Source organism: Nocardiopsis sp. JB363, from assembly GCF_900143625.1.
GTDB lineage: Bacteria > Actinomycetota > Actinomycetes > Streptosporangiales > Streptosporangiaceae > Nocardiopsis.
The window spans coordinates 17,744-31,942 of the sequence record NZ_FRFF01000188.1 but is presented as its reverse complement, the minus strand read 5'-3'; the positions used below and the strand labels follow the sequence as shown (position 1 = coordinate 31,942).

Annotated in this window: 11 protein-coding genes and 2 tRNA genes; 9 read left to right on the top strand and 4 right to left on the bottom strand. The window is 68.9% G+C overall.

Annotated features, from left to right (window positions below):
* The 5 genes from BQ8420_RS32970 to BQ8420_RS28550 all read left to right on the top strand — a co-directional run.
* A partial coding sequence (locus BQ8420_RS32970) for a hypothetical protein (RefSeq protein WP_235006545.1) occupies window positions 1–234 on the top strand: 234 nt, incomplete at its 5' end.
* Window positions 235–244: 10 nt separating this feature from the next.
* On the top strand, window positions 245–2,119 hold the full coding sequence (gene dnaG / locus BQ8420_RS28565; RefSeq protein WP_087103133.1) for a DNA primase: 1,875 nt from the start codon (window positions 245–247) through the stop codon (window positions 2,117–2,119).
* Window positions 2,120–2,223: 104 nt separating this feature from the next.
* Window positions 2,224–3,309 carry an RNA polymerase sigma factor RpoD gene (gene rpoD, locus BQ8420_RS28560; protein WP_087103130.1) on the top strand — a complete coding sequence of 362 codons (1,086 nt, stop codon included), beginning with the start codon at window positions 2,224–2,226 and terminating at the stop codon, window positions 3,307–3,309.
* A gap of 67 nt (window positions 3,310–3,376) precedes the next feature.
* Entirely contained in the window at window positions 3,377–4,768 is a 1,392-nt protein-coding gene (locus tag BQ8420_RS28555) for a glycoside hydrolase family 18 protein (protein WP_200816135.1), read from the top strand.
* 57 nt (window positions 4,769–4,825) lie between these two features.
* Window positions 4,826–7,738, top strand: a complete 2,913-nt coding sequence (locus tag BQ8420_RS28550) for an FAD-binding and (Fe-S)-binding domain-containing protein (RefSeq protein WP_087103128.1) — start codon at window positions 4,826–4,828, stop codon at window positions 7,736–7,738.
* Here BQ8420_RS28550 and BQ8420_RS28545 read toward each other — a convergent pair.
* Window positions 7,735–8,277 carry a hypothetical protein gene (locus tag BQ8420_RS28545; RefSeq protein WP_087103126.1) on the bottom strand — a complete coding sequence of 181 codons (543 nt, stop codon included), beginning with the start codon at window positions 8,275–8,277 and terminating at the stop codon, window positions 7,735–7,737. The genes BQ8420_RS28550 and BQ8420_RS28545 overlap by 4 nt on opposite strands.
* The gene (locus BQ8420_RS28540; protein ID WP_087103123.1) at window positions 8,278–8,610 is read right to left on the bottom strand and encodes a hypothetical protein; all 333 of its coding nucleotides are present in this window, start codon (window positions 8,608–8,610) and stop codon (window positions 8,278–8,280) included. It lies immediately after the preceding gene.
* A 158-nt stretch (window positions 8,611–8,768) separates the two neighbouring features.
* Here BQ8420_RS28540 and BQ8420_RS28535 point away from each other — a divergent pair.
* Both BQ8420_RS28535 and BQ8420_RS28530 read left to right on the top strand, forming a co-directional pair.
* Window positions 8,769–8,841, top strand: a tRNA-Asn gene (locus BQ8420_RS28535).
* Window positions 8,842–8,898: 57 nt separating this feature from the next.
* Window positions 8,899–8,971: transfer RNA gene (locus BQ8420_RS28530), tRNA-Asn, on the top strand.
* A 123-nt stretch (window positions 8,972–9,094) separates the two neighbouring features.
* Here BQ8420_RS28530 and BQ8420_RS28525 read toward each other — a convergent pair.
* Window positions 9,095–9,979, bottom strand: coding sequence for an SAM-dependent methyltransferase (locus tag BQ8420_RS28525; RefSeq protein ID WP_087103121.1), 885 nt, complete (start codon window positions 9,977–9,979; stop codon window positions 9,095–9,097).
* 492 nt (window positions 9,980–10,471) lie between these two features.
* Between BQ8420_RS28525 and BQ8420_RS28520 the strand changes: the two genes are divergently transcribed.
* Together BQ8420_RS28520 and BQ8420_RS28515 are read left to right on the top strand one after the other, a co-directional pair.
* Window positions 10,472–11,176 (top strand): dihydrofolate reductase family protein, encoded by a 705-nt coding sequence (locus BQ8420_RS28520; protein ID WP_087103119.1) that lies wholly within the window; start codon window positions 10,472–10,474, stop codon window positions 11,174–11,176.
* Window positions 11,173–11,634 carry a dCMP deaminase gene (locus BQ8420_RS28515; RefSeq protein ID WP_087103117.1) on the top strand — a complete coding sequence of 154 codons (462 nt, stop codon included), beginning with the start codon at window positions 11,173–11,175 and terminating at the stop codon, window positions 11,632–11,634. The genes BQ8420_RS28520 and BQ8420_RS28515 overlap by 4 nt, the downstream gene beginning before the upstream one ends.
* 9 nt (window positions 11,635–11,643) lie before the next feature.
* On the opposite strand, the gene BQ8420_RS28510 is transcribed toward BQ8420_RS28515, so the two are convergent.
* On the bottom strand, window positions 11,644–14,139 hold the full coding sequence (locus BQ8420_RS28510; RefSeq protein ID WP_087103137.1) for an RNA helicase: 2,496 nt from the start codon (window positions 14,137–14,139) through the stop codon (window positions 11,644–11,646).
* Window positions 14,140–14,199 lie beyond the last annotated feature (60 nt).

The following is a 14,199-nucleotide window of genomic DNA, read 5'->3' as shown; positions in this document are numbered from 1 at the left end:
AGACGGCCACAATCACGCGGCGGGGAAGGGGGAGACCACCCAAACCCCGCCCAACAACCCCAGGGCACGAGACCCGAGGCGCCCCACCAACACACCCATGAGACGCCCAGATACCAGCAGGACTCCTACTTGAGGCGCCCCACCACCCCACCGACCCACCCGGTCCTACGTGTTCTCCTGCACTACGCCTCCCGCCTTCCCGAGATGAACCTCGGAGGGTCCACACTCGCCTAGGCTGAAAACCGTGGCAGGACGGATCAAAGACGAAGACATCGCGCTCGTACGCGAGCGCACCCCCATCGCCGACGTCATCGGCGAGTACCTCCAGCTGCGCAATGCCGGAGGCGGCTCCCTGAAGGGGTTGTGCCCCTTCCATGACGAGAAGTCCCCCTCCTTCAACGTCACCCCGTCGAAGAACCTCTACTACTGCTTCGGCTGTAACGAGGGCGGGGACGTCATCGGGTTCGTGCAGAAGATCGACAGCCTCAGCTTCGTGGAGGCCGTCGAGACGCTCGCTCGGCAGACCGGCATCACGCTGCGCTACGAGGAGGGCGGGCGCAGCACCCCCAGGCGGGACGAGGGCAAGCGCCAACGGCTGCTCGACGCGCACAGGGCCGCCGCCGAGTTCTACGCCGAGCAGCTCCTGTCCCCGGGAGCGGTGATCGCGCGGCAGTTCCTCGACGAACGCGGGTTCAACCGGGTGCACGCCGAACAGTTCGGGCTGGGTTTCGCCCCGGCGGGCTGGCAGAACCTCGTCGACCACCTGCGTCGGAAGGGTTTCACCGACGCGGAGGTCATCGAGGGCGGTCTGGCCAGCCAGGGGCGGCGCGGTGCCTACGACCGCTTCCGGAACCGGCTGCTGTGGCCGGTCCGGGAGGTCACCGGCGAGGTGGTCGGGTTCGGTGCGCGCAAACTGGACCCGAGCGAGGACGGCCCCAAGTACCTCAACTCCCCGGAGAGCCCCATCTTCCACAAGGGGCGCCTGTTGTACGGGCTGGACCTGGCCAAACGGGAGATCTCCCGCAAGGGCGAGGCGGTCATCGTCGAGGGGTACACCGACGTCATGGCCTGCCATGAGGCCGGTGTGACCACCGCGGTCGCCACCTGTGGCACCTCCTTCGGTGAGGACCACCTCAAGATCCTGCGCCGCATGCTGTTGGGCCGCTCCAACCAGGGTGGCCGGGTCGTGTTCACCTTCGACGGCGACAAGGCGGGGCAGAAGGCGGCCGTGCGCGCCTTCGCCGAGGAGCACGGGTTCACCTCGGAGACCTTCGTGGCCGTCCAGCCCGACGGCCTCGACCCCTGTGACCTGCGCCTCCAGCAGGGTCCTCAGGCGGTGGCCGACCTGGTCGACGGTGCGAGCCCGCTGTACGAGTTCATGATCCGCACCATCGTCGAGGGCTATGACCTGACCAACGCCGAGGGGCGCATCGCCGCCCTGGACGCGGCGGCGCCGGTGGTCGCCGGGATCCGGGACGAGGGCATCCGGCTGACCTACGGCAAGAACCTGGACCGCTGGCTGGGCCTGATGGACGAGTCGTTCGTGCTGCGCCGGGTCCGCCAGCACATGGGGCGTGGGCGCGGCCGCGGTGCCGCACCGGCCCCCGTGGCGCCCACTCCGGACGCCCGGGAGGCCCCCTATGACCTGGGCGACCCGTCGGTGCAGCGTGAACGCCAAGCGCTCAAGCTCGCGATCCAGCAACCGAACCTGGCGGTGGGCTTCGACGCCCTCGTCGAGGAGGACTTCACCGTTCCCCAGCACCAGGCGGTACTGCGGATCATTCAGGACCGGGGCGGGGTGGCGGCGGCGGTCGACCCCCAGCACTGGCCGATCAGCCTTCGTGAGGCCGCTCCCAATGATCTCCAACGCGATTTCGTCACTCGGCTGGGTGTAGAGGAGATCAAGTTCTATGGAGAACTCGACGCGCATTTCGCTAAAATGATGCTGAGCACAATCAAGACTCATTCCATCAACCGGCGAGAGTCAAACCTCAAGTCCGAGCTGCACCGCCTGGATCCCGTGGCCCAGTTGGAGGAATACAACCGGGTCTTCGCCGAACTCATGCAGCTCGGCCAGCAAAAACGTGCACTTCGGGAGTCGGGAATCGAGGCTATGTAGCACGGGGGTGACAATAGTAGTTCTCCCTATTTCGCTAGCCTTGTGGGCACAATGTAGTGGTGGCTCCCACGGTTGTGTCCCAGGAAATACCGCCTATTGGTCAGGTGGTCCATCTTCTCCCCGACTCGGGTCGGGGAACGGTCAGTCGTGGGGATGTCGCGTCGGCGCTGGAGCGCCTCGACGCGCCCCCCGACTCCCTGGACCGGACGATCTCCCACCTGTCCCGGGCCGGGGTGGAGGTCGCCGAACCGGAGGAGACGCCCGTCTTCCTCGACCAGGGGCGGCGCTCCGGCTCGGACCTGGTGCGGATGTACCTGCGGGAGATCGGCCGGGTGCCCCTGCTCACCGCGCGGGACGAGGTGAACCTGGCCAAGGCGATCGAGGCCGGCCTGTACGCCGGGCGCAGGGACCCCGAGGCGGGGTTCTGTACCGCCGATGAGCTCGCCGAACTGGTCGAGGAGGGACGCCGGGCCAAACGGCGTCTCATCGAGTCGAACCTGCGCCTGGTGGTGTCGATCGCCAAGCGCTACATGGGGCGCGGCCTGATGTTCCTGGACCTGATCCAGGAGGGCAACCTGGGGCTCATCCGCGCCGTGGAGAAGTTCGACTACGGCAAGGGCTTCAAGTTCTCCACGTACGCCACCTGGTGGATCCGGCAGGCCATCACCCGCGCCATCGCCGACCAGGCGCGCACCATCCGTATCCCCGTGCACATGGTGGAGACCATCAACAAGCTGGTCCGGGTCCAGCACCAGTTGCACCAGCAGCTGGGGCGAGAGCCCAACCTCGCCGAGGTCTCCTCCGCGGCGGGCTTCAGGGGCGAACGCGTCCTGGAGATCCAGCGCATCGCCCGCGAACCGGTGTCCCTGCAGGCCCCCATCGGCGAGGAGGAATCCGACTTCGGTGACTTCATCGAGGACTCCGACGCCGTCATGCCGGTGGAGGCGGCGGCCTTCACCCTGTTACAGGAACAACTGCGGGTGATCCTGGACGACCTGTCCGACCGGGAACGGCGCATCATCGGATTGCGGTTCGGGCTGGTCGACGGCCACCCGCGTACCTTGGAGGAGGTCGGCCGGGAGTTCGGGGTGACCCGGGAACGCATCCGACAGATCGAGGCCAAGACCCTCGCCAAACTCCGCCACCCCTCGCGGGCCGGCACCCTGAAGGACTTCCTGCGCGGCGGCTGATCCGGGTACAACGTCCGGTGGCGTCCCCGGGTTCCCCGAGACCGGGCAACGGCCTCATGTGGCCGACATGGGACGAACCACCACCCCGATCGCGCTCCTGCCCTACGGTCGTGGTGTGAACGCCCTGCCGACACCCTCCAGGTCCCGACCTTCCCCCGGGCGGCGTCCGCTGCTGGTGGTGGGAGCGGCCATCGCCGCCGTCGTACTCCTGGTGGGAACCCTCGTGCTCCTGAACAAACGACCGCTCGAACGCATCGGCTACTTCGCCGACTGGAACGTGGCCAACCGCGGCTTCACCGTCGACCGGCTGAGACAGAGCGGGGCCTCCGAACACCTGACCCGCGTGATGTGGGCCTTCGGTGACATCGACCCCGAGGGGCTGTGCCACATCCCCGAGGGTGGCCACGACCAGCCCTGGGAGCTGTACCAGCGTCGCTACGACGCCGACGAGAGCGTCAGCGGGGAGGCCGACGAGTACGAGCAGGAATTGGCGGGCGGCCTCAACCAGCTCCGGCAACTGCGCGCCCTCCAACCGGACCTGGGCGCGAGCCTGTCCCTGGGCGGTTGGAACTGGTCGGTGCACTTCTCCACCGCCGCTCGTACCGAGGAGTCCCGGGAGGCGTTCGTGTCCTCCTGCCTGGACCTGTGGCTGCGCGGGAACCTCCCCGTGCGGGGCGACGAACCCCAGGGCGGCGACGGGGTCGCCGCGGGTGTCTTCGACGGCATCGACCTGGACTGGGAGTGGCCGGGCGGGCAGGGCAACGCCTCCAACGTCGAACACCCCGACGATCCGGTCAACTTCACCCTGCTGCTGGCCGAGTTCCGCCGCCAGATGGACGAACTCTCCGGTGAGACCGGCCAGGAGTACGTCCTGTCGGCGTCCCTGCCCGGCGGGGCGTCCCACAGCGCGGCCTACGAGCCGGAGATCTTCGACCACGTCGACTTCGCCACCGTGCAGGGCTACGACTTCTCCGGTCCCTGGAGCGACGACACCGCCCACCACTCCAACCTCTACGTCCCCGACCACGACGACGAGGCCAACAGCGTCGACCAGGCCGTTCGCCGCTACCTGGACCTGGGGGCCGACGCCGATCAGTTGGTGATGGGCGTCCCGGCCTTCGGCCGCGGCTGGCAGGGCGTCCCCGCCGCCGAGAACGGGCGCGACCAGGCCGCGGAGGGGCCCGCCGACGACGACTACGACGGCCCGACCCGCCCCTTCGACGCGCTGGAGACGATGGACGGTCGTCGCTTCCTCGACGAGGACTCCGGCGCCTACTGGGTGTACGACGGCGACGAGTGGTGGACCTACGACAACCCTGACGTGATCGCCCTCAAAGGCGAGTACGTACGCGAGGAGGGTCTGGCCGGGATGATGGTCTGGAACCTCGACATGGACGCCGACGGCGACCTGGTGCGCGTCATGGACGACGCCCTGGACCGTCCCGGCCCGATGCCGTGAACGGGTGGTCGCGCGGCGTGGTTGCCAGGATGACGTGCGTCACGCCACGCTGAGCACATGGCCGACCCGTACAGCACCACCGCACGCCCCGACCTCGCCGCCCTGCGCAGGGATTTGGAGGACTCCGTCCAGGGGACCGTGGCCTTGGACGCCGGAACACTCGCCCTGTACACCTCCGATGCCTCCAACTACCGTCGTGTCCCCCTGGCCGTGGTCATCCCCGAGACGATCGAGGACTGCGTGGCGGCGGTCCGTGCCTGCGCCGCGCACGGGGTGTCGGTGATCCCGCGCGGAGGCGGTACGTCCATCGCCGGCAACTCCATCGGCACCGGGGTGGTCATCGACACCTCGCGCCACCTGCGGACCATCATCGAGGTGGACCCGGCCTCGCGCACCGCCACCGTCCAACCCGGAGTGATCCTCGACGACCTTCGGGCCGCGACCGCCGAACACGGACTCACCTTCGCCCCCGACCCCTCCACGCACAGTCGCTGCACCATCGGCGGCATGGTGGGCAACAACGCCTGCGGTTCGCACTCGGTGGCCTGGGGCACCACGGCCGACAACATCGTCGCCTTGGACGTGCTGCTGTCCGACGGCACCCGGATGACCGTCGGCTCCGGGCAGACCGCCGAGGAGTTCGCCGAACTGGCCGAACGCCCCGGCCGCGCGGGCGAGGTCCACGCCGCCCTGGCCCGCCTGGTGGAGAAGCACCGCGCCGAACTGCGCACCGCCATGCCCGAGTTCCGCCGTCGCGTCTCCGGCTACGCCCTGGACCGACTGTTGCCGGAGAAGGGACGCGACGTGGCCGCGGCCCTGGTCGGCACCGAGGGCACCTGCGTGATGGTCCTGGGCATCACCGTCCGCCTGGTGGAGGCACCGGCCGCCCGAGCCCTGGCCGTCCTGGGGTACGACGACGCGCCGTCGGCCGCGGACGCCGTTCCCGCCCTGCTCGGGCACTCCCCGCTCACCGTGGAGGGCATCAACGACCGTATGGTCGCGGCCCTGGACCGGCAGGGGTCGCGTTCCCGGGTCTCGTTGCCCCTCGGTGGGGCGTGGCTGCTGGTGGAGATCGCCGGAAAGGACCCGCGGGACGCGGCCGAGGCCGCCGAAACGATGATCGCGGCCCTGGACGGCGACAGCCGACCCCGGGACGCGTCCGTGGTGGTCGCGTCCGCCCAACAGAAGGCGCTGTGGCGCATCCGTGAGGAGGGCGCCGGGCTCACCTCACGCACCCCCACCGGAGTCGAGGCCTGGTCGGGTTGGGAGGACGCGGCGGTGCCCCCGGAGAACCTGGGCGACTACCTGCGCGACTTCGACGACCTCATGGCCCGACACGAGCGCTACGGGGTCGTCTACGGCCACTTCGGTGACGGCTGCCTGCACGTGCGCATCGACTTCGAACTCACCCACGAGCAGGGACGCCGCGAGTATCGGGCGTTCATGGAGGAGGCCGCCGAGATCGTCGTCCGCCACGGCGGATCCCTGTCCGGGGAACACGGCGACGGTCAGGCCCGTTCGGAACTGCTCTCGCGCATGTACCCGCCCGGCCTCATCGAGGCCTTCGCCGAGTTCAGGCGGATCTGGGACCCCGCCGGACTGATGAACCCCGGCATCATCGTCGACCCGCTTCCGCTGGACGCCGACGTGCGCGTGGCCACCGACCTGCGCCCCGAACTCCCGCTGCTCTCCCAGACCACGCTGGCCTATACCGAGGACGACGGCGACTTCGTCAAGGCGCTGCGCCGCTGCTCGGGGGTGGGCAAGTGCCGCAGGCAGAGCGGGTCCGGGGTGATGTGCCCCAGCTACCAGGTCACCCAGGAGGAGAAGCACTCCACCCGCGGCCGCGCCCACCTGCTGTTCGAGATGGCGAACGGGGAGGTGATCACCGACGGGTGGAGGTCGGAGGAGGTACGCGAGTCCCTGGACCTGTGCCTGTCCTGCAAGGGCTGTTTGAGCGACTGCCCGGTCAACGTGGACATGGCCTCCTATAAGGCTGAGTTTTTGCACCAGCACTATCGGGGCCGGGTGCGTCCGGCCGCGCACTACTCGATGGGATGGCTGCCGGCGCTGGCCCGACTGGCCGCCCTGGCGCCGGCCGAGACCAACCGACTGGCGCGGCTTCCCGGGGTGTCCACCCTGGCGAAGAAGGCCGCCGGGGTGGCGGCCCAACGCGACCTGCCGGCGTTCGCGCGCACCACCTTCGCCCGCGCCTTCCGACGGCGCCTGAACCGTGGGGAGGGGCGCCAGGGCGGCCCCAAGGTGGTGTTGTGGCCGGACACCTTCGGGAACCTGCTCAACCCGGGGGTGTTGACGAGCGCGGTCCGGGTCCTGGAGGACGCCGGGTTCTCCGTGGTACTGCCCAGGGGACAGGTGTGCTGCGGGTTGACCTGGGTGTCCACCGGACAGTTGGACGTGGCCAGGGCCGTGATGCGCCGGGCGGTATCGGCGTTGGCGCCCCTGGTCTCTCAGGGGTTGCCGGTGGTGGGTCTGGAACCGAGCTGCACGGCGGCGCTCAAGCACGACCTGCTGGAGCTGCTGCCGGGGGAGGAGAGCCGCAGGATCGCGGAGGCCGTGCACACCTTCGCGGGCTTCCTCAACGAGTACGCCCCGGACTGGATCCCGCCCCGGGTGGACGCGTCGGCGTTGGCGCAGGTGCACTGTCACCAGCACGCGGTGAGCGGGTTCGACGCCGACCGGGAACTCATCGCCCGGGCCGGAATCGACGGCGAGGTCCTGGACTCGGGCTGCTGCGGCCTGGCCGGCGACTTCGGTTTCACCGAGGGACACTACGAGGTCTCCAGCGCCATCGGTGAGCGCGAACTCCTGCCGCGTGTGCGGGAGGCGGACCAGGACACGTTGGTGCTGGCCGACGGGTACAGCTGCCGCACCCAGATCGAACAGGGAACCGGCCGCCGGGCCCTGCACCTGGCCGAAGTCCTGGCCCGAGCCCTCACCAAGCCGAGCTAGACCCCCATCTGTTCGCGGACCAGGGCCAGGGCCCGAGGGACGGCGTCGGAAAGGCGCGGGTCCCTCGGGTCCAGGCCCTCGCCCAGGTGCACCCGCCAGTCGATCTCGGTGCCCAGCGGGGCGCGCCTGGCCACCAGCCGGAAACCCTCGGTGGAGTCGGAGGAGGGGAAGGGGACGAAACGGTTGACCAGGATGCTGGAGGTGACCCGTTCGGCGACGGCCTCGGCCATGCGTCGGTAGTCCACGGCGCCGCCGGTGAGCTCGGTGCGCAGCCGAACGGTGCGTTCACCGTGCCCCTCCTCGATGAACCTCAGCTCGTCGGAGCTCCACTTCGCCTGGTCGATGTCCTGCCAGGGGACGGCGTGGCCGTCGGGCAGGTACAGGGCGCGGGTGGTCGCCACCAGAACGGGCGGCCGCCCCTCGGGCGAGGGCCCGGACCCGGCCGGAGCGGCGACGGGCGCGTGCGCGAGCACGCGTTCGCCTCGTTCCAACCGGGAACGGACCTGGTCGGGTACGTCGTCCCGTCCGAACCACGCCATCTAGATGTCCTGGTCGGGGCCGGTGCGGGGCTCGGGCGCGGTTCCGTTGACCATGTCGGCCTCCCACTGGAGGAGTTCGGACTCCTCCGCGCTGGGACGGGACAGGAAGTCCCGCACGGAGGTGATGGGCATCTTGTCCACGGCCTTGTCGTAGACGGCGCGGCCGGCGTTGCTCGCCTGCGCGCCGACGAGCCCGGCCACTTCCTGCACGAGTGGGCTGTCGGCCACCTTGCGCGCGGTGCGGGAGAGTTGCTCGTAGCGGGCCTTGCCCGCCTTGGCCCCCAGGACGTAGCCGATGGCCAGTCCGGCGACGAATGTGATCCGGTAGCGCATTGGTCCCTCTTTACAGCCTTGGTGACGGTCGGAGTGGTCCGTGCCCGACGTTACCGCCTCGTGGTGCCCACCACACGGGCCGACACCGGTCCTGAGCACTCCGCGAGCGCGCTAGTCTAGTGATGTCGCCGCGACCCACGGGTCACGGGACGGCGCGATCCCGCGTAGCTCAATTGGCAGAGCAGCCGGCTGTTAACCGGCAGGTTACTGGTTCGAGTCCAGTCGCGGGAGCTGCGGAAAGGCGTTCGCGTACCTATCTTGGAAACGCTAGACTTTCCCCGAGCGCGATCCCGCGTAGCTCAATTGGCAGAGCAGCCGGCTGTTAACCGGCAGGTTACTGGTTCGAGTCCAGTCGCGGGAGCGGTGAGCGAGGCCCGTCGGAGTGATCCGGCGGGCCTTCGTCGTGTCCGGGGTGACACAAGGGTGCGGACCCCGCCCGCTGCCGGGCCTCAGGGGCTCCAACGCGGGTACGGGGCTTTCGCGGTCAGATGCGGCCCATACCGCCGATGATCAGTCGCCGGTTGCGGTGCGGCATCTGGTAGCTGCCCGGGACCGGGGGAGCCACCGGCATGGTGCGCCACTTCTGAGCCTGGAGCAGGCCGGGCGGAACCGATTCCCACCCGTCGAAGAAGGTGGCGATCTCCTCTTCGGTGCGCCAGTGCCCGTGGCCGAGCCGTTGCAGGAACAGTCGCTCCAGTTGGTCGGCGCGGCGCGCGTCCTTGGGGTGCCGTACGGGGTCGGGGCGGCAATAGTGACTGAGGACCATGTGGCTGCCGGGGGCGAGGGCGTTGCGCAGGGTGGCGATGTCGTCCGCGGCGGCCTCGGCGTCCGGGGTGTGCGAGACGACGCCGGTGAGCAGGAGGCCGACCGGCCGCTCCAGGTCGAGGAAGCGGTTGCTCTCGGGGTCGGTCAGCAGCCGGGTGGGGTTCTCCAGACCGGCGGGCACGGCGGTGGCCGTGCGGCCACGGGTCAGGGCGAGGTGGTGGGTGAGGACGATCGGGTCCGAGGTCGCGTAGACCACGCGGGCCTCGGGCGTGACCTCCTGGGCGATCTGGTGGGGGTCTCCCGGCGCGGGCAGGCCCGCCCCCACGTGGAGGAACTGGGTGATGCCCAGGTTGGTGGCCATGTGTCGGACGGCGCGCTGAAGGAAGGCGCGCTCTCCCAGAACGAGGTCGACGAAGCCGGGCGCGATCTGGTCGGCCTGGGCGGCGAACGCCCGATCCACCTCGAAGTGGTCCTTGCCCTTGAGGTGGAAGGAATGCAGTCGGCTGACGCTGGCCCTGGTCAGGTTGACGGATGGCGGGGGTTTCGCCCGGACGTGATTGTCCCCCGCCTGCCTCAGGAAATCGGGGGAGGTGAAACGAGACATCGCCGTCCTCTTGTTCTGAGGTGGGGAAGTGTGGTCGACTCCCAGGATTGTATTCCGAGTTCGCCTGGTTGTTAACCGAGTCCAGGATACATGTGGTAAAAAACGTCGCCCGAGGTCGACCTCGAAGATACGGGCTCTGTGGGTAAGGCTCGATCTGGGGTTTCTTGTGCTTTTACGCCTAATGTCCATTATGCGAGGAACCGGCCCAGGCGCACGTGTACGGAGGGTGCGCGTCACCGAGGGATCCGGGGCCCGGTCGACCAAGGACCGGAAGAGGTAACGGTCATGGCGAAAATCCCTCATCGCGCCAAAGGAATTGGCCGATCAATTCGCGGAACCGCCCACTGCCAGCGATAACCCACTACCGAAGAGTCCGGCCGTATTCGTTCGGCACGGTTCCGAACCCTTCATGAAATGCACGACGCCGGGAAGGGAACGCGCCGTGCCCGCACCCTCGCCCTGCTCGGCTCCGGACCCGGCTAGCCTGGGGACATGGACCGTCCCTACACCATCCTGAGCTGTGCGATGTCGGTCGACGGGCGTATCGACGACACCGGCCCCGAACGCCTCCGGCTGTCCAACGAAGCCGACTTCGCCGAGATCGACGAACTGCGCGCCGGATGCGATGCCATCCTCGTCGGCGCGGGCACCCTGCGGGCCGACAACCCGCGTCTGCTGGTCCGCTCAGCGGTTCTGCGCGAGCGCCGACGCGAACAGGGACGAACGGAGAACCTTCTCAAAGCCGTGATCACCCGCGGTGGCGACATCGACCCGAAGGCCCGCTTCTTCACCACCGGCGACGCCGGCGCGGTGGTGTACACGGGGGGAGCGGGCGTGGACACCGCGACCCGGCTGCTCTCGGATCGGCCCGAGGACCACCCGCCCGCGGACGTCGTCGACGCTGGTGACCCGCCCACCGTCGACGCGATCCTCACCGATCTCGCCGATCGCGGGGTCGAACGCCTCCTGGTCGAGGGCGGTGGTCACATCCACACCCTCTTCCTCACCTCGGGACTGGTGGACGAGCTTCGTCTGGCCGTCGCCCCGTTCTTCGTGGGGGAGGAGGACGCTCCGAGCTTCGTCCGGCCCGGCGCCTACCCCTACACCCCACGTACCCCCATGCGCCTGGTGGAGGCCCGCTCCCTGGGCGAGGTCGCCGTCCTGCGGTACTGCCTCACCTCGGAGGAGAACGGATGATCGCCCCCGCCGAGGGTGACGCCGATACGCACTGGCTGGAACGCGCCGTGGAGCTGTCCCGCTCCAGCCCGCCGTCGGACACCGCGTTCTCGGTGGGCGCCGTGATCGTCACGGCCGACGGCCTGGTCCTCGGCGAGGGTCACTCCCGCCGCGACGACCCCCACGACCACGCCGAGGAGGTCGCCCTGCGCGGCCTCGACCGCGACGACCCCCGCCTGGCCACGGCCACGATCTACAGTTCCCTGGAACCCTGTAGCGCCCGCGCCTCCCGGCCGCGTTCGTGCAGCGCCCTGATCCTGGACACCCCGATTCCGCGGGTGGTACTGGCCTGGCGCGAACCCGACCTGTTCGTCGACTGTGACGGGGCCGAACGCCTGACCACGGCCGGACGGGTCGTGGTGGAGCGCCCCGACCTCGCCGCGCGGGTGCGCGAGGTCAACGCCCACCTGCTCGATTGAACGCCTCGGTCACATCCGGTCCACGTCGGTGACGTGGACGACCGCACGGCCCTCCACGTCGGAGGCGGCCAGGTCGACCTCGGCGCTGATGCCCCAGTCGTGGTGCTCCTCCGGGTCGGCGAAGACCTGCCGGATCCGCCACACGTCCTTCTCCTCCGTGATCTGGAGCATCTTCGGGCCGCGCGCGTTCGGACCGATGCCGATCTCGTCGTGCTCGGCGTAGTACTCCTCCAGGGCCTCGGCCCACTCCTCGCCGTCCCACTCGTCGTCCTCGGACATCTTGCCGAGTTCGCCATAGCGGCGGCGAGCGGCCAGCTCCACACGACGGAACATCTCGTTGCGCACCAGGACCCGGAAGGCGCGGGCGTTGGCGGTGACCGGGCGGACCTTCTCCTCGGCCTCCGTCTTGTCCTCTCCCTCGACCTCCTCCTCGGGGTTGGTGAGCTTCTCCCACTCGTCGAGGAGGCTGGAGTCGACCTGTCGGACCAGTTCGCCCAACCACTCGATGAGGTCGCGCAGTTCCTCGGTCTTGGAGTCGTCGGGCACCGTCTGGTTGAGGGCCTTGTAGGCGCCGGCCAGGTAGCGCAGGACCAGCCCCTCGGAGCGGGCGAGGTCGTAGAAGCCCACGTACTCGGTGAAGGTCATCGCCCGCTCGTACATGTCGCGGGCGATCGTCTTGGGTCGCAGCGGGTGGTCGCCCACCCACGGGTGGCCCCGCTGGTACACGTCGTAGGCGTGTTCGAGGAGCTCTTCCAAGGGTTTGGGGTAGTCGACGTCTTCGAGCAGCTCCATGCGCTCCTCGTATTCGATGCCGTCCATCTTCATCTGCTGGACGGCCTCGCCACGGGCCTTGTTGAGCTGCGCTCCGAGGATCTTCCGCGGGTCGTCCAGGGTGGACTCCACGACGGTGAGCACGTCGAGCGGGTAGGTGGTCGACTCCACGTCCAGCAGGTCCAGGGAGGCCAACGCGAACGTCGACAGGGGCTGGTTCAGCGCGAAGTCGGCCTGTAGGTCGACGGTGAGCCGGGCGGTGCGTCCCTGCTCGTCGGGTTCGGGCAGGGTCTCCACGATGCCGCCGTCCAACAGCGAACGGTAGATCGCGATGGAGTCGTGGATGTGCCGGCGCTGGGTCTTGCGGTCGTCGTGGTTCTCGGTGAGCAGGTGCTTCATCGCCGCGAAGCAGTTGCCGGGGCGGGCGATGATGCTCAACAACATCGCGTTGCTCACCCGGAACCGCGAGTTGAGCGGTTCGGGGTCGGCCTCGATGAGCTTGCGGAAGGTCGCCTCGTCCCAGGAGATGAACCCTTCGGGCGCCTTCTTGCGCACGACCTTGCGGCGCTTCTTGCTGTCGTCGCCGGCCTTGACCAAGGCCTTCTCGTTCTCGATGACGTGTTCGGGCGCCTGGGCGACGACGTTGCCGACGGTGTCGAACCCGGCCCGGCCGGCGCGTCCGGCGATCTGGTGGAACTCACGGGCCCGCAGCCTGCGCACCCGCACCCCGTCGTACTTGCTCAGCGCGGTGAACAGCACGGTGCGGATGGGCACGTTCACGCCCACCCCCAGGGTGTCGGTGCCGCAGATGACCTTGAGCAGTCCGGACTGGGCCAGCCGTTCCACCAGGCGTCGGTACTTGGGCAGCATCCCGGCGTGGTGGACGCCGATGCCGTGCCGCACGTACCGCGACAGGTTACGGCCGAACTTGGTGGTGAAGCGGAAGTTGCCGATCTCCTCGGCGATCCTCGCCTTCTCCTCCTTGGTGCACATGTTGATGCTGGTCAACGACTGCGCGCGTTCCACGGCCTGCGCCTGGGTGAAGTGCACGATGTACACGGGGGCGTCGCCGCTGCTCAGGAGTTCCTCAAGGGTCTCGTGGAGCGGGGTGACCCGGTAGTCGTAGTAGAGGGGCACGGGGCGCTCCGCGGAGGAGACCACGGTGGTCGACCTGCCGGTGCGCTTCTCCAGGTCCTCCTCGAAGCGGCTGACGTCGCCGAGGGTGGCCGACATCAGCACGAACTGGGCCTGCGGCATCTCCAGCAGCGGCACCTGCCACGCCCACCCGCGGTCGGGTTCGGCGTAGAAGTGGAACTCGTCCATGACGACGGTGTTGATGTCGGCGTCCTTGCCCTCGGCCAGGGCGATCTGGGCGAGGACCTCGGCCGTGCAGCACACGATGGGGGCGTCCGCGTTGACGGAGGCGTCACCGGTCATCATGCCGACGTTCTCGGTGCCGAAGATCTTGCACAGGTCGAAGAACTTCTCCGACACCAGTGCCTTGATGGGCGCGGTGTAGAACGCGCACTCGTCCCGGGCCAGGGCGGCGAAGAGGGCGCCGGTGGCGACCATGCTCTTGCCGGAGCCGGTGGGGGTGCTGAGGATGACGTTGGACCCGGAGACGACCTCGATCAAGGCCTCCTCCTGGTGGGGATAGAGGGTGAGACCCCGCTCCTCGGCCCACGAAGCGAAAGCCTCGAAGAGGGTATCGGGTTCAGGTTCGGCCGGAAGCACATCGATGAGACTCACGGTCTCTATACTGCCCGCTCCCGAACCCTCTTCGGGACAAAGGGG